Raw genomic sequence first — 19,139 nt, 5'->3', positions numbered from 1 at the left:
TATGAATTTAGGTATATGCAAGCTACGTGCCGTCACATTGATTATCTTGCTACTATAAAAGGACACGGTATACTTCAATATGAGAGATAGTAGCTTTACTTGTAATTTGCAATAACACCGAGTCTATGACATCCTACGCAACAACCTCTGCTAAAGCAGAAATGAGCGAACTGCGCCGCTTAAGAAACTTACTTCCACCCGAATTGCAAAGCTGGGTTAGTGTAGAAGGGACAACTGAAGTTAACCCTCCACTGATTACCACAGAAGAAATAGGCAGAGACCAAGTAGAAATTCTGATCGATCTAGTCAAGTGGGATCAACTAGCAATTGATCAGCGCAATCTGCTATTTTGGCATGAAGTTGCCCGCATTCAGAACGATACCATTCCTAAAGATGGATGGGAAATGGCAGCCTTGGCGATTGGTTTAGGTGGTGCAGTAGGCGAACTGTGGGTGCAAGATGGATTGTTGCTGCTATTAGCACTTGGACTGTGTGGTGTCTCTGGTTATAGACTATACGTCAAAAATAATGGGCAAAAGCAACTACAAGAAGCAATCGAAGCCGATGAAAAAGCGATCGCGCTGGCAACTCGCTTCAACTACACTCTTCCCAACGCCTACAAGAGCCTAGGCAGCGCGCTGAAAACATTGATTGAACAATCCCCCAGCAAGCGCCAACGAGCAAAATATGAATCAAGACTACAAGCCCTCAAACGCAGTGCAAACAAAGCTAAGGCTCGGACAAAAGCCTCACAAGGAGTCGTTTACGGCGATTAAATAATGTTTATAACTGATTGAGCATTTTGTGCGTTTGTGGAACGACGCGCACGTGCTTGAGCAATCGCTTCATTTCAGCTTGCCAAGTTAAAACCTGTGCGGGAGTTGGAGCTGCAAAATCTGTTTGGCTATGCTGTTGAGTAGATGCCAATGGCGTCACCGGTTGGAGGAATAAGACAATTTCGGGGTCAACAGCTGCGACTAATTCCGCAGCCCGATGCAGTTCAGCAACATCAGTCGCGGCTGAGACAATGACTTTAATAAATACCTCTACATCCGACTTGTAGCAACGCTGCAAAAATTCTGCGTGTTCTTGCCAATAATTTTCGCCACTGACGCTTGGTAGCTTGAAATCCATGCCTACCGAATTCAGATGTGGTAACACCATCGCTAGCTGCTGCGGGCGATGTCCGCCGCTTTCTAAGTAAATTGGCAATCCTGTGCTTTTTTGCACCTGCGGTAGAAACTGCACTAAAAAGGCACTATGCAGCAAAGGCTCGCCGCCCGTCAAGCTAATACTGTCATGTAACCCAGGTGTATTGAGTCGCTGCACCCACTGTAAGAGCAAATCGAGCGCAACTGGATTATCGTAGGTTTCAAAATCGCGCAACCCCGGCGATCGCTCAACGCGATAAGTACGCGGTACGCTCCACGTATGCGCGCTATCACAAAAGTGACAGCGCAAGTCACACAAAGCAAAACGAATGAAAATTTGCCGGGTTCCGACATTGAGTCCCTCTCCTTGAATCGCAGAAAAAACCTCAATAAGTCGTGCGGTTGTAGTTTCAGCAGTAGTAATTACAGACATTTGGCTAGATAATGTCAAAGAAGCCATCAGCTGATTGCAGTCGCGGTCAAAGTAGCTGATTATCAAACAAAGATTCTTAATTCATTTCTAACACTTCGTTACAATAAGGTGGTGGAATCATCCTCAGTCGTCTTATTGTGCTTCCCGACCAAACTTTAGAGTTAAATTTTACTGAACGCGATCGCGTTCTAGCTTGGCTAGCAGAAAACGTACCGCAATCGCGCATTCAACACATTCTTCGAGTCGAACAAATGGCGATCGCCTTGGCACAGCATCATCAAGTTGATGTCGAAAAAGCTGCGAAAGCTGCGTTGATGCACGACTTAGCAAAGTATTTTAAACCGCAAAAACTCTTGACAATGGCACAAGCAGCAGGAATAGAGATCGATCCTGTGAGTCAAGCGAATCCTCACTTATTGCACGCGGATGTTGGGGCACTGATTGCCAGAGAAACTTTTAGCATAAACGATGAAGACGTGTGTTTAGCAATTGCTAACCATACTTTAGGCAAACCAGGAATGAATGCACTAAGCTGCATTATCTTTTTAGCAGATAGCTTAGAACCAGGGCGCGGAGAAACTCCAGAGTTAGAAGAATTGCGCAAAGCAAGCTATCACAATCTCGAACGCGCGGTTTGGCTAACATGTGACTACTCGTTGCAGTTATTAATCGCAAATCATCGGTTAATTCATCCTCGAACAGTTGCAACGCGTAACTGGTTTTTGCAAAAAGTAAAAAATTCGCAGCAAGTCACGGATAAAACTGCATGAGCTGTCGTTTTTTGTTAGTATGCAAGAAAACCCCAGCAGTCCCCATAGCCAGCCATCTTTAAAGAATGTTTAATAAAAATTAATAATTTTTCCTGAGGTGTAATGACAGAATATTCGCCAGTAAATTCACAATCGCAGTCTAGATCTACGGCAGCAAGTGCAGTCAAGTCAGCACAAGCAGAGAGCGATATTAGTAAGGAGTTAGCCCTTACTGCTGCCCAAGCAGCTTCGGATCGTAAAGCAGGCGACATTGTTGTGTTGCGAGTTGCAGATGTATCATACATGGCAGATTATTTTGTCATTGCAACAGGATACTCGCACGTCCAAGTCCGCGCGATCGCCCAAGCAATTGTCGATCAAATCGAACAAGAGTGGCAACGGCAACCGCTACGCACCGAAGGCAAAGTAGATGCAACTTGGGTGTTACAAGACTACGGCGATGTGATAGTTCACGTGATGATGCCTAAAGAACGCGAATTTTATAATTTAGAAGCGTTTTGGGGTCATGCAGAGCGAGTCGAGTTTACCACTGCCGATGGGGCTTAGCACCATGATGGATTTTTCAGTGTCGGATTGTCCAGTCCCTGTAGAACAACAGCCACTCAACGAATACGAAGCACTTAAAGCATCAAACTACTATAGTACTTGCAATTTAGAATGGCGTCAGTATATTACTAAGCTAGCTTGGGTGTGGGGATTGTCCTGGATCGTTGCAGGACCAGTTGCCGCGGCAAGTTTTTCTCCGCAAAAGCATATTTTACAATTTATGCTCTGTGGTGCAGGATTAGCCAGCATTGGCGTAATATTTACAGTCGTGCGCTGGTATTTAGGATGGTCTTACGTTAGCAACCGCCTCGCAAGCCCGACAATTTTTTATGAAGAGTCCGGTTGGTATGACGGACAAACTTGGACAAAACCGCAAGAAGTTCTTGCGCGCGATCGCTTGATTGTGAGTTACGAAATCAAACCAATTATCCAACGGCTACAACAAACGCTGGGAGTTGTTGCCTTACTTCTACTATTAGGTGAATTAATTTGGTATTTTCTGTAATTTACGTAGTTTTCCAATCTAAAATCAACTCTTACGTCCCGCTAAATGATAGAGTTTACCCATGACAAGGGGAAAACGAACTCAAGCCGCAGAACTCGAAGTAAGGTTACTGCGCGAAGGTATTATTGAATCGAGACATTTAGTCCAGGCTGTTGTATGTGACGACCGAGGGCGCATTTTGTCTGTTGCTGGAAACGCTGAAACTGCCACATTTATCCGTTCGGCACTCAAGCCGTTTCAAGCATTAGGTGTTACCACGACAGGGACACTCGAACGCTATAACTTAACAGACCGCGATTTAGCCATCATCTGTAGTTCGCATAAAGGCACAATTGAGCAAGTACGTCAAGTATTTAATATTCTGTGGCGTGCGGATATCGATCCTTCAGTTCTACAGTGTCCAATTCCTGAAGGCAAACGCAGTCCATTGCAGTACAACTGCTCAGGGAAACACGCCGGAATGCTAGCTGTGTGTCAGCAACGGCGTTGGTCGTTGAATAATTATTTGCAACGCAACCACCCTGTACAGCAACTGATTTTTGGGAAAATTGCCGAATTGCTGCGGATGCCAGCTGAAGAATTTATTTGCGCGCATGATGATTGCGGTGCCCCGACTTATTTGATGCAAATGGGACAAATTGCGTCGTTGTACGCGCAGCTGTCCTCAGGCAATAACTTAGATATGGAACGCATTGTGCGTGCTATGACGCATCATCCAACAATGGTGGCAGGGGAGGGCGAATTTGATACCGAATTGATGCGGTTAACGCAAGGAGAATTGGTGAGCAAAGCAGGTGCAGAAGGCATTCAGTGTATTGGTCGCATTGGTGAAGGTATGGGGTTAGCGATCAAAGTTATGGATGGAGCCAAGCGGGCTAAACACGCGGTTGCAATCTATCTACTACAGCAAATGGGTTGGATTAGTCCGAGTGTTGCCGAAACGCTTGCAGAAAGGTTTATGACACTAGGGAAATATAAGCGCCTCGAAGTGATTGGAGAGTTGTCTATGCTGTAGTTGCTAAAATTAGCATAATAAGTTATATTAGATAAGTTGACGCGGGATAGAGCAGCCTGGTAGCTCGTCGGGCTCATAACCCGAAGGTCAGTGGTTCAAATCCACTTCCCGCCACCAAATCAAGAATGATTCCTCGTAATCTTTAGACGATTGCGAGGTTTTATTTTAGGATGAGTGCATATAAAATGCTCCATTGGTATCAATTGTTGTCCCAGTCGCGTGGAAGGCTAACCCAGAAGCTAAAAAAGCAATAACATTAGCCACGTCTTATGGTGGAGCAATTTTCCCCAAGGAAATGTCGCGAGTAACAGCCGCTTCGCCGTACTCTTGAATAAATGTGTCTGCCTTCTCGGTTTTAACAGCATCAGACGCAATTGCAAAAGCAAGAATGTTATCAGCAGCAAATCCCCGCGCGATACTGCGGGTTAAAGCGATCGCACCGCCTTTGGATGCAGCGCAGTGAATATAGTCTGGAGCGTCACCGCGAAAGGCTGCACGACTAGCAATATTGATAATTATTCCACACACAAATCGGCAACCGCAATTAAGTTAACTTGTACAGTCGTCTGCCATGCGCTACTTTACAGATGAAGCTCGTCATCGATACAAGCTGCTTGAATAATTCCCGCGTTGTTTACCAACACATCAATTTGTCCGCGCCAGGCGATCGCTTTTTGCCATAAAGTTTGACTAGCATTGAGAACAGCAAGCTCGGTTTGTACTAAGTAACAGCGATCGTCACCGATTTCTTTGGCAAGCGCTTGTGCTGAGGCTGCCGATTGTATGTAAAATTGCGTACGCTCCAGCTTGCGCGTCAATTCCACGCGCTCTTCCTGTCACTAAAATAACTTTGTTCTGTAAATCGAACGTCAATCCTCCTAGGATCGCTAATTGCTTTCATAAAATTTTGTTCTATGCTGGAATAGAAGGGATTACAAGTTATTCGCATTTAATCATGGCTGTTCAGTTGCGGCGACCAATTTTAGTGGGTGGAGTAGGCTTATCCTTCTCTTTGTGGATATTACAAAGCTGGCACCACTCTATTGTGCAATTAGGTGAGTATGGCATCATAGGCGCGATCGCAGTGGGTGGAACTTTGTGGTTATTCCGACAAAAAACGCCAAAACAACAAGTTGTCGATAACTCACCCGTCACGCGAGAAACTGTGGAAAAAGCGATCGCGCAAGCAGCAAGCGTGATTGAATGCTTAGCCGCAGAAGCTGAAGAACCCGCGCAGCTGCGCCAACAACTTGTTCAACTTAACAGCGAAATTGAACGCCAAGAACTACGCGTAGCCGTCGTTGGTGGTAAAGCTGTTGGTAAAACAACCCTTGTCGATGTGTTGCACCAGCTGTCATTTGGACAGAAACTAAGTTTCCAAGACACACCTGCATTATTTACAAGTACCGATCGCGATCGCCAAGCGGAAACAACGGCACTCGCACAAGCCAATGCTGCTGACTTAGTGTTATTTGTAACAAATGGCGATCTTACAGAGACAGAATTTCAAACTTTGCAGCAGTTAATTGCCGTTAATCGACAACGCACTCTACTTGTGTTTAATAAGCAAGATCAACACATTACGGAAGAACGCGCCGTCGTATTACACGCCCTGCAACAGCGGATGCATGCGCTACTTAAAGTTGAAGATATCATCGCGATCGCCGCATCTTTGGGTGACGTTAAAGTACGTCAACACGCAGCAGATGGTACGATCCAAGAATGGCGAGAACAACGCGCACCCATCATTGAACAACTGCGCGATCGCCTAGTGACAATTGCGACACAAGAAAGACAACAACTTATTTGGGCAACAACACAACGGCAAGCCTTAACGCTAAAAGCTGAAGCGAAAACATTACTCAATCAGGTTAGACGCGATCGCGCAATTCCAATTATCGAACAATATCAATGGATTGCAGCGGCGGCGGCGTTTGCCAATCCCATACCCGCGCTCGATCTCCTCGCAACTGCTGCCATCAATGCTCAACTCGTCACCGAATTGGGTGCGATTTATCAGCAGAAATTCTCGCTTCAACAAGCCCAAACTGTCGCTGGCACGATGGGAAGTTTGATGGTGAAGTTGGGTTTAGTTGAACTTTCGACAAAAGCTGTAAGCACAGTGTTAAAAAGTAATGCAGTCACCTTTGTAGCCGGCGGAGCAGTCCAAGGCATCAGTGCTGCATATCTCACGCGGTTAGCAGGTTTGAGTTTAGTCGAATATTTCCAAGCACAGGAAGTTGCAATTGACTCTGAGAAGCTCAATTTAGACAAGTTGAGCCAAACCTTACAAAGAGTATTCCAGCAAAACCAGCAGGTGGCTTTCCTACAAAGCTTTGTTAAGCAGGGCGTTGAGCGTTTATTACCACAACGATCGCAACCGCAACTTGCTGAATCATAGGTTAGTAGCATTGCGAAATCAATGTATGAATCGTTAAGTATTGGAGGAGCAATCTCTCATAGATGGCTACGGTGTATTCATATATCAGATAGACTTTGGTTCGATCCCCGATGTTTGGGAAACTTTGAACAGCTTAATTTTCCTAGAATTGGAACTAAGGGGCGGTTTGCTAGAGACTTGACTGATTTAGATCGCTTGCGCGTACACAGTAGCCATATAGGGGGAATTTGAAAGCTTTGGTTTTCTCTCCCCCTTTTTTCTTTTTTCAACTGTAGAGGAGAAGCTCTTACTCTTGTTCAGCAACACCAATTGAATTGTAAAATTCAATACGAGACTTCAGTTCATCTTGGAATGAGTGCAACAAAATCTTTTTGCTTAAGGCAGAGATTTATCCTTTTAAATAAAACTGAGGTTAATTTAACCTAGTACCAGTCAAAATAGTTAAATCAGCTTACGATAGAAACAGCACAACCAAGTCATTTTTGTTAAGAATCAATTTGTAGGTTTCGTTCTTATAGTGCGTACTAGTCAACAAGAGTCTCATTTAAACCGTGCTAAAGCAAGCTTGCGGCAAGCGCTGTCGTGGTATTCGCATCTAATGCGCTCGGGAGGGCGAAAGCCTTCAAGTCGCGATCTTCCAGGATTAGTTAAACCGGAAATTGAGATTCTCAACGCAGCACTCAACAAACTTGATTCCAATGTGGTGCGCATCGCGGCGTTTGGTTTAGTGAGCCGCGGTAAGTCAGCGGTGTTGAATGCATTGATAGGAGAGAAAATTCTCCAAACTGGACCGCTTCATGGTGTTACGCAATACCCGCGTTCGGTGCGGTGGACTCCGAGTGAAAAAGGTAAAGTCCAAGTAGAGTTGATTGATACGCCTGGCTTAGACGAAATCGAAGGACACATACGCGCTCAAATGGCGCGGGATGTCGCGCGTCAAGCTGATCTGATTTTGTTTGTTGTCGCTGGTGATATTACGCGGACGGAATATCAAGCCTTGTGTGAGTTGCGGCAAGCGCAAAAACCCCTAATATTAGTTTTCAACAAAATAGATTTGTATCCTGACACCGATCGCCAGGCAATCTACAACAATTTGCGGCAACTTGCTGCAACGCAGAATGAAATGGTGTCTCCTGATGAGATTGTTATGGTAGCAGCCGAACCCGCACCGATGGAAGTGCGTGTCGAATGGGCTGATGGCAATGTCACCTACGAATTAGAGACGCCACCACCACAGATTGCTGAACTGAAGCTGGCAATTTTGAGGATTCTCAATCGCGAAGGGCGATCGCTTTTAGCTTTGAATGCGTTGGTACAAGCCCGCGAAGCAACAGCAAAAATTGCGCATAAAACAATAGAATTGCGTCAGCAGGAAGCTGAAGATTTAATCTGGCAGTTTACCAAGTACAAAGCGCTAGCAGTCGCACTCAATCCAATTGCGTTTCTCGATTTACTCGGTGGCGTTGTTGCTGATTTGGTTTTAATTCGCTCTTTGGCACGCGTGTACGGTTTACCAATGACAGGCTATGAAGCTGCGAAGCTTTTGCACAGAATTGTACTAAGTTCTGGCGGTTTACTCTTAGCTGAACTTGGAACCGGGATATTTCTGGGTTTGGGTAAAAGTACTGCAGCAGTTGCTAGCGGTGAAAATCCTGGCAACTTAACTGCTTATTTTGGTACGGCGATCGCCCAAGGTAGTATTGCTGGTTATGGCTCTTACATCGTCGGACGCGCTGCCCAAGTCTACTTAGAACGCGGCTGTACTTGGGGACAACTCGGAACGAGTACTGTTATTGAAGAAATTTTGGCGCAAGTCGAACCCAATACAATTCTCTACCGCCTGCGTCAAGAGTTAAGCCAACATCTGAGTTAAAAATTCTTTGTGTTGCCTGCTTGCCTGCTCTTCTACTTAACTTAACGCCAACTATCTATATCGATTGCTGCAAAGCCTTCTTTTTCCGCTAGTGTCAACATACTACCCAGCTGTCGCCAAATGAGTATACCGAGAAATAAAGTCAGCGGTAGTGCAACAACATAAGCAATTAAGCCTGGAAAACCAAAGACTTCTAAACCCGCAGACAGAAATAAGTACACGCCGATAGTCATACCTACAAAGGGGACAACTAACGACACAGTGGGCAATTGCGAACTCATACTACTAATGCGATCGCTCGACCAATTTTGCACAATTTGCTTTAAACTTGCCCCAAACGCCGAACCTGAAGTTAGCGATACTAAAAAACCTGCAATCATTAAAAAGTATGGTGGCTCTGGCAAATAGTACATGAATAACTCCGAGTTTATTAGTGCTGTTTAGGGAAAATTGCAAAGGAATTAACAATCGGTAAAATTGCTGCTTTGCGCTCTTTTGAAATCTCGGTTAAAGCATCTAACGCGACAGTTAAGAGGCGATTTGGCTTTAACTCACCTTTGACGAGATTCCAAATTCGTTGAACTTCTGCGGTATGCAGGCGATCGTCTTCGGTTAAAGCTAGTAAAAGTTGCTGTCGTAAAAACTTACCTTCTTCTGATAGAAGGTACTGCAAACCTAATTGCGCGGTTGGTAATAAGTCAAAACTTTTGTCAGCTTGGGCGATGACAATTAAGTTTTCTAGTCGTTCCCACTGAAACTTACCATCTTTGAACAATACATTGAGTAGTCTGCGTCGCAGTTGAGGTGTTTCTCCTGTCAATAATCGTCGTGCCACATAAGGATACGATACTTCAACAATCTTAAAGTTCGGGTTCAGACTCAACGCAATTCCTTCTTGCGTTACCAAAGAACGAATAATTAAGGCAAATTGTGCGGGAACGCGGAAGGGGTAATCATACATCAACTCTGAAAACGAATCAGTGATTGATTTGAAGTTAAAGTCCCCAACGCTTTGACCGATCGCTTCGCCAAGTACGGCTTCTAGCGCCGGGACAATTGGGCAAATATTCGTGTCTGGAGTTAAAAATCCGAGTTTGACAAAATCAGCAGCTAACTCGTTATAGTCTTTGTTGACAAGATGCACGATCGCGTCAACTAAAGTTTCTTTCATCAATTCACTGAGCTGATCCATCATGCCAAAGTCGATGTATGCTATCCGACCATCAGGCATCGCAAACAAATTTCCTGGATGGGGATCGGCATGAAAGAAACCGTGCTCTAATAGCTGCTGCAACCCTGCTGTGACACCGATTTCAATTAATTCATTCGTATCTAAGCCCGCTTCGCGAATACTTTGTATATCTGTGAGTTTGAAGCCGTTAATCCATTCAAGCGTTAAGACGCGAGTCGCAGTAAAGCGCCAATAAATTGCGGGAACTTTAACGCGGAGGTCGTTACGGAAATTTGTCGCAAACTTTTCGGCGTTGCGCGCTTCATTGAGATAGTCAATTTCTTCAAACAACTTAGTGCCGAACTCGTCTACAATCATTTTGAGATCGTGACCGAGATTCAGCGGTAGCCAAGGCGATATCCACCCTGCTGCCCACCGCATCAAGTACAGGTCGAGGGTCAGTACAGGGCGCAAATTTGGGCGCTGTACCTTCACGGCAACTTCTTCACCACTATGCAACCGCGCCCGATACACTTGACCAAGACTCGCTGCAGCAACTGGATCTAGTGAAATTTCGCTATATATCTCTTGAACCGAGCGATTTAGTTCAGTTTCAATAATTTGAAACGCGATCGCGTTATCAAAAGGCGGTAGTTGGTCTTGTAGTTTAGTTAATTCGTCGAGAAAATCTTTGCGAATCAGGTCAGGTCTAGTAGAAAGCGCTTGACCAACTTTGATGAATGTTGGTCCTAGGCGAGTCAGAATTCGCCGTAACTGCGCTGCTCGTTTAAACTTGTTTTGTTCTTCGCGATTTTGCCACTTATCCCAATACAAACCCAAGATAAACCCAGCAAAATACCAAACAATCGTACAAGCCCGCCACAATACTAACCAAGGACGGTAGCGATAGTAACGCGCGATCGCTTCCGGATCGTAATGGCGGTTATTCTGAGCAAGTTGATACTGACCCACGCCTTTAATTGCCTCTCATACTGGAATCACTGATATCTGCAACCTTTAGTAACACTCGTTACTGCAGATGCTGGCACGACTTGTTAGTCTGTACTTAGATCAATCAGTTTGTAGATAAAGATTTCCGGTCAGCCTGCTAGCAATTTAATTTTGAGACTTACGGTCAAACTTTATCTTTTTCTTAACTATAGTATATAAAACTACAAATAAATAATAAGAAAAATTACAAATTTCTTTCCGCAGAAAGAGTCTAGTAGGTAGAGGCGCGACAGCATTTTGCTATCAAGCAAATTTCTAAAGGAAAGCTGAGAGAACAAAACAAGTTCTATTGTATTTTGCTATCAGCTTTCCCAACCGCTTATCCGTAAGATTAGTGTGAAGATTTAGCCTCCAAATTCTCTAGACGACTTCTGAGTTCTTGATTTTGTTGCTTAAGCGCATCAACTTCTTCACGTAATTGCTTCACGCTTTGATCCGAACCAACCGCAGATTGCACTCGCGATACCGCCTCTTCCGCCATGCGCCGCACTCGTCCATCAGGAGTTTGATTTGCCAAAGATTGTAGAATTCCAATTGCTTTAGAAGTTTCCATTTGCCCGAGGGCGCTGACAACCGCGACTTGAGTTAGGAAAAACGACTCGCGGGAGAGTTCTGCGAGTTGCTGCAAAACGCGTTCGAGATTGACAGGATTCAGCCCTGTGGAAATTGTACCGAGGGAGCGAATGGCGCTGAGTCGTAGGGCTTGCGGTACGCCTAGTTTGGTGTATTCTAAGATGAGGTCGAGGGCTGTTTCAGCAGTTTTCATTTGACTCAAACCTGCGATCGCCCCTGAACGCACAACCTCGTTCCAGCCCGCTCTTTGTTCTAAAACTGATTTGAGCAGTTTTACGACTTTTTCTTCTTTGGGCTTTGTATCGATTGTGCCACCTGCAATCGTGCCAATTGCCTTCATTGCTGATGCTTCAACGTAGTAGCTAGGATCGCCGTTTTCTACGAAGGGTTTGACTGCTTTGTAACTTTGGTGTGTCTTAATATCAGCGAGGGCTTCTACCACTGCACGGCGAACTAAAGGACAATCGTCTTCTAAACCTGCGACTAAACCATCAAAGGCTTGATCGAGTTTAACTTGGGCGAGTTGTTTGGCAACTTCGGCGCGGACTCCCCAGAAGGAGTCTTGTTTTAAAGCTTGCGACAGGGCTTTCACAGCTTCTAGTCCACCTTTTTTCGCCAAAGCTTCCGCTGCATAGATACGCGAAATTGGGTCAGGATCGAGTTTTAATTGTGCTTTCAACTCTGGAAGGGGATACTCTAAAGTGACTGTTTTTAAGTAGTTATTCCCGACATCAAAACTGACAAACTGCGGTTTTTCCTCTAAGGGGAAATAGAAACTCTGTTCTTTTTCGCTTACCCTCACCGAAAAGGTTTTCAATTGAGGAGCAGATTCTGCATCGTAGGTATAGCCAAACGCGATCGGAATTTTCAAGTCAAACAAATCACTGCTAATACCGTTGGAAGCCTCTTTGGCTTGAGTTTGCGTCACGGTAACTTTAGCTAATTTGCTATCTCCATCCCAAGTGTAAGCAACTTTAAAATCAGGATGTCCGCCACGATAAACGTATTGGTCAAAGAGAAATAGTAAATTTCTTCCTGTAGCTTTTTCAATTGCCCGTAGTAAATCAACAGTTTCTACTGTTTTATGGGCATTATCCTGAACGAATGTATGAATTGCTTGCCAGAATAACTCTTCTCCCAATTCAGCACGAATCATGTGATAGACACACGAACCTTTTTCGTAGAGGTGGCGATCGTATAATTCAATCGCTTCGCGGTAAACGTGCGTGACAATCGGGCGACGATAACGACTGCTATCTTCGGCTAAGTAACTTCGCGCTTCGAGTAAACGATAATAAGCGGCTTCTTCAGCCCCATACTCGTGTTCTGTCCACATGACCTCTGAGTAAGAAGCCATACCTTCCTTAATCCAAGCATGAGACCAATGCTTAATCACAACAAGATCGCCAAACCATTGATGCGCTAGTTCGTGCGCGACTAAGCTTTCGGTGTTCCGGTTGTCGAGTGCAGCGCGTTCGTCAAGTAAGCAGCGATCTGTTAGTAAAGTTGTAGAGGTGTTTTCCATTCCCCCAAAAATAAAGTCATCTACACAAACTTGTGCGTACTTTGGATAAGGGTAAAGATAACCATACTTCTCGCTAAAAAATTCAATCATGCGGGGTGTTTTGCCCATACTGCGCCGTGCGTCTGCTTCGCGTCCTTTTTCAACGTAGTAGGTGACAGGTTTACCCTGCCATTCGTCTTGAATTTCAGCAAAGTCTCCTACTGCGAGTGTCATAAGGTAAGTAGGATGGACTTGCTCTTGTAACCAGTGGTAAATTTTGGCATCACCGTCTTCAGTTGTATTGATGAGCGTTCCGTTGGAAATTGCCATGTATGGTTTAGGAACGCGGACGCGAATCTCAGATGTTGATAGTTGTCCAGGGTAGTCAAAGCAAGGAAACCAGAAACGCGAGTCTTCATCTTCTCCCTGCGTCCAAACTTGCGTTGGTTTATGAGGATAGTATTGGTCGGGAGTTATAAAATAAATCCCGCGTTGGGGTTTTTCCGCAGAGTAGGCGATCGCTATCTTTATGACTTCACCAACAGCAGTCGGTGACGCCAGTTGAATATGCAATTGCGAACCATCATATTCAAATGCTTGCGGCGTATCGTCAGCATGTACCGAATGAATATTGAGGTTCACAGCGTCCAACGTCAACCTTTCGATGCCATTACGGATCGGTTTAAGCTGGATAACACAAGTTCCCTGATAACTCTTACTAGGAATATCTAGATTGAGATCTAAAAAAATATGCTCGACTTGTCCAGGACGATCTGGGTTGTAGTGGGGTTTTGCCCCTGGTAATTCAAAGGCTCTGTGGCGGCTATTATCTGTATCAAAGTAGAACTGTGACATCTATTCTGCTTGTCCTCGAATACTGAAAGCGATCGCTGTAGCTTGTTTTTTAGGGTAGCGCTTCTAGAAGACGTAGTCATAGATTAGCCGCAGTTTCAATCGCGATTGCGTGTTTGAGGTTGAAACGAAAAACTAAATGGCGGTAACTCCTTGCCCTGCGTGGTACTTCAGAATTATCACCGCAAAGCCCGATAATAAGCTAAAGAAGATATAAGATTTTTAGTATTACGTATGACAGCTGCAAAGACTGCGCCAGAAATAGCATCTCGTTTAGTTAATCGAGTGCTTGCAATTAAGCCGCTAGCAAATTTAGCTAAGCATCAAGCACGGCAAATGATGATTAAACGTGCAGAAAGAATAGGTGTTCCTTGGACAAAGCAAGTACAAGAACTCAAACAGCTTGATTGGGAGGCTCAACTTGCGCAAGTCAAAAATCCGCATTTGCAATATCCCGATTATTATTGCTGTTCGTTTCATGCCTACGAGCAAGGAAATTTAAGCTGGGATGCGGCATTAGAAGTTGAAGTTGCTGCCCGTGCGGTGCATGCAGGAATTTGGGCAGATGCAGGTGCAGAGGGTGATGCTCGACTCCGCGCGTCGTATCACGACATTCTCAAAAACAGGGTTGTACAGCCCCGCGATATCCTGGATATTGGCTGTAGTGTTGGGATGAGTACGTTTGCCTTACAAGAAGTCTATCCACACGCAGCAATTAGTGGTTTAGATTTATCACCCTATTTTCTTGCTGTTGCCCATTACCGCGCGCAACAACGCCACGCACAAATCAACTGGATACACGCGCTGGCTGAATCCACCGGATTGCCGTCAGCATCGTTTGATTTAGTTTCGATCTTTCTTGTGTGTCATGAGCTACCACAATCAGCGACACAGCAAATTTTCCAGGAAGTTCGACGTTTACTTCGTCCTGGGGGCTATTTAGCCATTATGGATATGAATCCGCACTCAGAAATTTACGCTAAGATGCCTCCTTATATCTTGACGTTACTAAAAAGTACCGAGCCGTATTTGGATGAATATTTCACTTTGGATATTGAAGCCGCTTTGAAAGTTGCGGGCTTTCACAATATTGCGATCGCGCCTAATACTCCCCGCCATCGTACTATCACAGCGCAGGTAGCGGTTGAGTAGTATTTTCGCCCCTTAGATCCCCACTGTGTGGGGGATTTAGGGGGTAGGTTGGAGGACGGTTTACTAGAATTAGTCGCGTTCTAACTTAGGATTAGAGAAAGCAAAATCTCATTTTTGCCGCATTAATGTACCAGTTCTCTGACCTCTGACCTGTGACCTGTGACTTCTTGAACAGTTCGATCGCAGTAAATTTCACAAGAATTGTTGGGACTTTCGATGAGCTTAACTTTATGTAATGTGGCTCCTAGCTCTTGGATAGGCGATCGCAAAATATTACTGATGTATACTGCGATATTTTCTGCGGTGGGGACGACTTCGGCAAAGTAGGCAATATCTTTATTTAGAAAAGTATGATCCAGTGGTTCAACAACTAAATCCTCGACGATTTGTTGCAATGCCCCTAAATCAACGAGCATTCCGGTGCGCCGGTCAATATCGCCTTTAACCGTGACTTCTAAATGATAGTTGTGTCCGTGACCATTGGGACGCGCGCATTTGCCATAAATCTCCAAGTTTTCTTCGTAGCTGAGATCGGGACGTGCTAGCCGATGCGCTGCGCTGAAGTGCGTGCTAAGTGTTAAGTAAGCTTCCATGCCGTTTCCTTGATATTCTGCCCAAAGTTCTGGATGTTCAAAGAGTTGAATGCGGACTAAAGGTAAGTATGGTGCTAGCCGATGCCAAATGACTCTGGCAATGTTTTCGGTAGTAGGTAGTGTTTGTTGAAATTCTGTCCAAACATCGTTAAGGTGCGAAAAATCGAGTTGGCTGGTCACTTCTCGCTTAATTACTTTTTTGACTTCGGACAAATTTTGTACCATGCCATATTCATCGAGTTCACCGCTGAGGGAAACGTATAATACATAGTTGTGTCCGTGTCCTGGTGCTCGCGCGCAAAGTCCAAAACGCTGTTTATTTTCAGCTTCACTTAATTCGGGTAACCAATACCGATGACTCGCTGAAAACTGCGCGCGACGATTGACAATGCATTGCATGAGTACACGAGTTGTTGAATGTAAAGTTTTTTGAATAATCCTGCTATCAGCATAAACTAATTAGCGCGTGCATTGCACCTAAAGCTGAGTTATAAATGCAATCGATGTTTGATTCTCGTTTCTGTCCGCGTGAGTTTACACAGTTTCCCATCGAGTTTGGTTGGCAGCAGTTGCGATCGCCGATTTTGCTCTTTCTGGCAATTCTTATTGCTGCTGTTGTTAGCCTTTGGTTCATTACTCGTAAGTGGCGGCGCAATCAAAAATGGATGCTTCCTGCTGTAGCTACGCTCGTGTTTAGCTTGATTGCAGTTGGCTTGCTGTCTACTGTTGTTGTCAAAGGACTATTTCTGCCTGCCGATCCTGGAACTTCTGTCGATGCCATCGTCATTTTAGGTCGAGGCAGAGCCTTAAGAATGGAACGAGCTAGGGTAGCAACTCAACTGTGGCAAGCTGCAAGAGCACCAGTGATTTTTGTCAGTGGTCGAGGCGATGCTTTACCGATTATTGAGTTATTGATTGACCAAGGTGTCCCCAGAAATGTTATTGATGGCGAAAACTGTTCGTTGACAACGAAAGAAAACGCGATTTTTTCAGCAGCAATTCTACAGCAGCAAAACGTCCAACGAATTTTATTAGTTACCGATTCTCCGCATATGTGGCGATCGCTGATTGAGTTTCGGGCTTATGGATTTACGGTTATTCCGCGTACAAGCGATCTATCAGATGAGTGGAGTTTGCCGCAAAAAGCTTACGTAGCTTTACGCGAGTCCGTTGGCTTACCGTGGTATCTTTTGCGACAAGCTATAGCTCCACCTTCTACGATGATGCCAGACGCCGAACTGTCAGTTTTGTTGCAAAAAGCCCAACAATATGGTCAAGAACGTCTTTATGTTGATTAAGCGATCGCCTCTAGTGATTCTTGCGCTTCGCAATGCAATCCAGCCGCAATCCGGAATAACTCTTGACCCATGTGTAAATAGCGATCGTCATAATTGAGTGGAAAGTAACTCAACTCTTCAATGCCATCGCCTACTTGGTTGAGACAATAGTACAAATGGGCGGCGGCTCCTGCAACACTAGGAGGATTCGGCAACGAGCGAAACGCTACTTGCGCTTGTTTCAGCCAGTCGCGGCAGCTTTGCAGATAATCTTCAAAATCTCCTAGTAACTCATCATCAAAAGGATCTGCTGCCAAATTTTCGATTTGTTCTTCCAACGAGTTAAGAATTTGGCAAATCAAACGATTCACAGGTTGATAAACTTGATGCAGCCATCTTGCTAATTCTTCGTCAGCATCTCTTCCCGTTTGCCGCGAGGTACGGTATTGATTTTGTACTGCTGCGGTACGCTGTTGTCGTTCGCGACTTTGTTCGGTTGCTTGTTGTCTTAAGAGTTGTTCGTCATAAGATTGCCGTTTTTGAACATCTCCTAAGACTTCGTATGCTTCGTTAATGCGAATAATTTGCTCGTGATCGGCAGTGTCCTGATGACTGTCAGGATGAAATTTTTTTACCAAGCGGCGATAGGCTTGCTTGATTTCCGCTTGGCTTGCTGCTGCATTAACGTCAAGAGTGTCGTAGTGATTCGATGCCATGACACCTACTGTAGCGTTAATTCATATTAATGGGGACTTTGGGCTCCAAATCTTGGAATAACGGAGTACTTAAGTAGCGCTCGCCAAAGCTAGGCTGAATCATCACAATCAATTTTCCTTTGTTTTCTGAGCGCTGTCCTACCCGAATTGCGGCACATAAAGCTGCACCGCTAGAAATTCCTGAAAGTAGCCCTTCTTCGCGCGCTAAACGACGTCCGTAGGCGATCGCTTCGTCATCCGTTACTGTAATAACTTCGTCAATCATGTCTACGCGCAATACTTGCGGGATAAATCCTGCACCAATACCTTGAATTTTATGTGGTCCTGGTTTGCCGCCTGAGAGAACAGGGCTATTTGCTGGTTCAACGGCGATCGCCTTAAAACTGGGCTTGCGTGCTTTAATGACTTCCGCTACACCTGTAATTGTGCCGCCAGTACCGACACCTGCCACCATCAAGTCAATTTGCCCATCGGTATCTTGCCAAAGTTCTTCGGCGGTGGTTTCGCGATGAATTTGTGCATTCGCCGGGTTGCGGAATTGTTGCAGCATATAAGCGTGCGGTGTATTATCTACAATCATTTGCGCGCGTCGAATTGCTCCACTCATCCCTTCAATTCCTGGTGTCAGTTCGAGTTCTGCACCATAGGCGCGCAGCATCGCTCTTCGTTCGGCACTCATTGTTTCGGGCATCGTTAAAATTAATCGATATCCCTTTGCCGCCGCGGCCATTGCTAAGGCAATTCCTGTATTGCCTGATGTGGGTTCAACTAAAACTGTCTTTCCAGGATGAATGAGTTTCTCCTTTTCTGCGGCTTGAATCATGCTAAAGCCGATGCGATCCTTAACCGAGGCAGATGGATTCATGCTTTCTAGCTTCACCACTATCCGCGCTACACATCCTTCCGCTTGAGGAATGCGATTGAGTTGTACTAAAGGCGTGCGACCGATTAGTTCTGTAATATTGTTGGCAATTCGCATAGTTTTAGTTTAATTAAGAGGAATCTAGAAGAAACAATCTAAAAAATTAGAAAAATTGCGATCGCTACTTACTGCTGCTTTTGAATAAAAGAAGTTTTCACTCAAAACTTCCGAGAAACTCAAAATTTCTGAATCGCTCTAAATGTAATACATAATATTCAATTGCTTTCTTGCTGCTCGTTGTTCGCAAAGATTTTGCAGTGTATATTTTTGCAGAACCGAGTTAGCAGCTTGACGCGATTCTTGCCACACTTCTTGAACAACTGCGCTTTCTACGGTTTTTGGTTGAGCTTCATCTTCACAAGCAGTCGTTTCTAGACCTTCCAAGCAGCAAATGACATCGAGTAGGGTAATTTTCCAAGGCTCTCGTGCTAGGACATAACCACCTTTTGCCCCGCGTTGGCTCTTTACTAAACCTCCACGCCTTAATGTCGCTAATAGTTGTTCTAAATAGCGATCTGGGATGTGCTGTTGGGCAGCAATTTGCCGAATTTGCAAGGGTTCGCCAATTTCGTAGTTAGTGGCTAGTTCTAAGAGCGCAAGCAGCGCATATTCAGTCTTACACGAGAGTTCCACAGGCTAATTTAAACGCGATAGTTTATTAAGCTTTTGATCTG

General features: G+C 44.9%; 19 protein-coding genes and 1 tRNA gene. 10 read left to right on the top strand and 10 right to left on the bottom strand.

The window, feature by feature from the left end; translation table 11 throughout:
* Positions 1 to 125: 125 nt before the first annotated feature.
* Positions 126 to 776 (top strand): DUF3318 domain-containing protein, encoded by a 651-nt coding sequence (locus B1A85_RS13765; RefSeq protein WP_104547478.1) that lies wholly within the window; start codon positions 126 to 128, stop codon positions 774 to 776.
* 7 nt (positions 777 to 783) lie between these two features.
* Here the strand turns inward: B1A85_RS13765 and B1A85_RS13760 are convergent, their stop codons facing one another.
* Positions 784 to 1,584, bottom strand: a complete 801-nt coding sequence (locus B1A85_RS13760; RefSeq protein ID WP_104547575.1) for a 7-carboxy-7-deazaguanine synthase QueE — start codon at positions 1,582 to 1,584, stop codon at positions 784 to 786.
* Between the two features lie 137 nt (positions 1,585 to 1,721).
* On the opposite strand from B1A85_RS13760, the gene yqeK reads away from it, so the two are divergent.
* From yqeK to B1A85_RS13735, 5 genes are all read left to right on the top strand, one after another.
* The gene (yqeK, locus tag B1A85_RS13755) at positions 1,722 to 2,354 is read left to right on the top strand and encodes a bis(5'-nucleosyl)-tetraphosphatase (symmetrical) YqeK (protein ID WP_104547477.1); all 633 of its coding nucleotides are present in this window, start codon (positions 1,722 to 1,724) and stop codon (positions 2,352 to 2,354) included.
* Positions 2,355 to 2,456: 102 nt separating this feature from the next.
* The gene (gene rsfS, locus B1A85_RS13750; RefSeq protein WP_104547476.1) at positions 2,457 to 2,900 is read left to right on the top strand and encodes a ribosome silencing factor; all 444 of its coding nucleotides are present in this window, start codon (positions 2,457 to 2,459) and stop codon (positions 2,898 to 2,900) included.
* A 4-nt stretch (positions 2,901 to 2,904) separates the two neighbouring features.
* Entirely contained in the window at positions 2,905 to 3,405 is a 501-nt protein-coding gene (locus B1A85_RS13745) for a CGLD27 family protein (protein WP_104547574.1), read from the top strand.
* A gap of 61 nt (positions 3,406 to 3,466) precedes the next feature.
* On the top strand, positions 3,467 to 4,420 hold the full coding sequence (locus tag B1A85_RS13740; RefSeq protein WP_104547475.1) for an asparaginase: 954 nt from the start codon (positions 3,467 to 3,469) through the stop codon (positions 4,418 to 4,420).
* Between the two features lie 40 nt (positions 4,421 to 4,460).
* Positions 4,461 to 4,537, top strand: a tRNA-Met gene (locus B1A85_RS13735).
* A gap of 150 nt (positions 4,538 to 4,687) precedes the next feature.
* Here B1A85_RS13735 and B1A85_RS25580 read toward each other — a convergent pair.
* Both B1A85_RS25580 and B1A85_RS25575 read right to left on the bottom strand, forming a co-directional pair.
* A complete protein-coding gene (locus tag B1A85_RS25580; protein ID WP_210404440.1) occupies positions 4,688 to 4,948 on the bottom strand; it encodes an SDR family oxidoreductase in 261 nt (86 codons plus the stop codon).
* A 53-nt stretch (positions 4,949 to 5,001) separates the two neighbouring features.
* Positions 5,002 to 5,244 (bottom strand): SDR family NAD(P)-dependent oxidoreductase, encoded by a 243-nt coding sequence (locus B1A85_RS25575; RefSeq protein WP_210404439.1) that lies wholly within the window; start codon positions 5,242 to 5,244, stop codon positions 5,002 to 5,004.
* Positions 5,245 to 5,375: 131 nt separating this feature from the next.
* On the opposite strand from B1A85_RS25575, the gene B1A85_RS13725 reads away from it, so the two are divergent.
* Complete coding sequence (locus tag B1A85_RS13725; RefSeq protein ID WP_104547474.1) at positions 5,376 to 6,821, top strand: DUF697 domain-containing protein; 1,446 nt, start codon at positions 5,376 to 5,378, stop codon at positions 6,819 to 6,821.
* A gap of 517 nt (positions 6,822 to 7,338) precedes the next feature.
* Positions 7,339 to 8,694, top strand: a complete 1,356-nt coding sequence (locus B1A85_RS13720) for a GTP-binding protein (protein ID WP_104547473.1) — start codon at positions 7,339 to 7,341, stop codon at positions 8,692 to 8,694.
* A 41-nt stretch (positions 8,695 to 8,735) separates the two neighbouring features.
* Here B1A85_RS13720 and B1A85_RS13715 read toward each other — a convergent pair whose 3' ends face one another.
* The 3 genes from B1A85_RS13715 to B1A85_RS13705 form a co-directional block, all read right to left on the bottom strand.
* On the bottom strand, positions 8,736 to 9,107 hold the full coding sequence (locus tag B1A85_RS13715) for a hypothetical protein (protein WP_104547472.1): 372 nt from the start codon (positions 9,105 to 9,107) through the stop codon (positions 8,736 to 8,738).
* Positions 9,108 to 9,124: 17 nt separating this feature from the next.
* Entirely contained in the window at positions 9,125 to 10,837 is a 1,713-nt protein-coding gene (locus tag B1A85_RS13710) for an AarF/ABC1/UbiB kinase family protein (protein ID WP_104547471.1), read from the bottom strand.
* Between the two features lie 370 nt (positions 10,838 to 11,207).
* Positions 11,208 to 13,808, bottom strand: a complete 2,601-nt coding sequence (locus B1A85_RS13705; RefSeq protein WP_104547470.1) for a M1 family metallopeptidase — start codon at positions 13,806 to 13,808, stop codon at positions 11,208 to 11,210.
* Positions 13,809 to 14,039: 231 nt separating this feature from the next.
* Between B1A85_RS13705 and B1A85_RS13700 the strand changes: the two genes are divergently transcribed.
* Positions 14,040 to 14,957 (top strand): class I SAM-dependent methyltransferase, encoded by a 918-nt coding sequence (locus tag B1A85_RS13700; protein WP_104547469.1) that lies wholly within the window; start codon positions 14,040 to 14,042, stop codon positions 14,955 to 14,957.
* 122 nt (positions 14,958 to 15,079) lie between these two features.
* On the opposite strand, the gene B1A85_RS13695 is transcribed toward B1A85_RS13700, so the two are convergent.
* Positions 15,080 to 15,949 carry a 6-carboxytetrahydropterin synthase gene (locus B1A85_RS13695; RefSeq protein WP_104547468.1) on the bottom strand — a complete coding sequence of 290 codons (870 nt, stop codon included), beginning with the start codon at positions 15,947 to 15,949 and terminating at the stop codon, positions 15,080 to 15,082.
* A 104-nt stretch (positions 15,950 to 16,053) separates the two neighbouring features.
* On the opposite strand from B1A85_RS13695, the gene B1A85_RS13690 reads away from it, so the two are divergent.
* A complete protein-coding gene (locus tag B1A85_RS13690; protein WP_168192402.1) occupies positions 16,054 to 16,848 on the top strand; it encodes a YdcF family protein in 795 nt (264 codons plus the stop codon).
* Here the strand turns inward: B1A85_RS13690 and B1A85_RS13685 are convergent.
* The 3 genes from B1A85_RS13685 to B1A85_RS13675 form a co-directional block, all read right to left on the bottom strand.
* Positions 16,845 to 17,543, bottom strand: a complete 699-nt coding sequence (locus tag B1A85_RS13685; protein ID WP_104547466.1) for a J domain-containing protein — start codon at positions 17,541 to 17,543, stop codon at positions 16,845 to 16,847. The two genes, B1A85_RS13690 and B1A85_RS13685, sit on opposite strands and share 4 nt — an antisense overlap.
* Before the next feature lie 16 nt (positions 17,544 to 17,559).
* Entirely contained in the window at positions 17,560 to 18,522 is a 963-nt protein-coding gene (gene cysK, locus B1A85_RS13680) for a cysteine synthase A (RefSeq protein ID WP_104547465.1), read from the bottom strand.
* A gap of 138 nt (positions 18,523 to 18,660) precedes the next feature.
* On the bottom strand, positions 18,661 to 19,098 hold the full coding sequence (locus B1A85_RS13675; protein ID WP_104547464.1) for an Rrf2 family transcriptional regulator: 438 nt from the start codon (positions 19,096 to 19,098) through the stop codon (positions 18,661 to 18,663).
* Positions 19,099 to 19,139: the final 41 nt, after the last annotated feature.

Origin of the sequence: Chroococcidiopsis sp. TS-821, from assembly GCF_002939305.1 — a bacterium.
Taxonomy (GTDB): domain Bacteria; phylum Cyanobacteriota; class Cyanobacteriia; order Cyanobacteriales; family Chroococcidiopsidaceae; genus Chroogloeocystis.
This window is presented reverse-complemented; position numbering and strand designations above follow the sequence as displayed.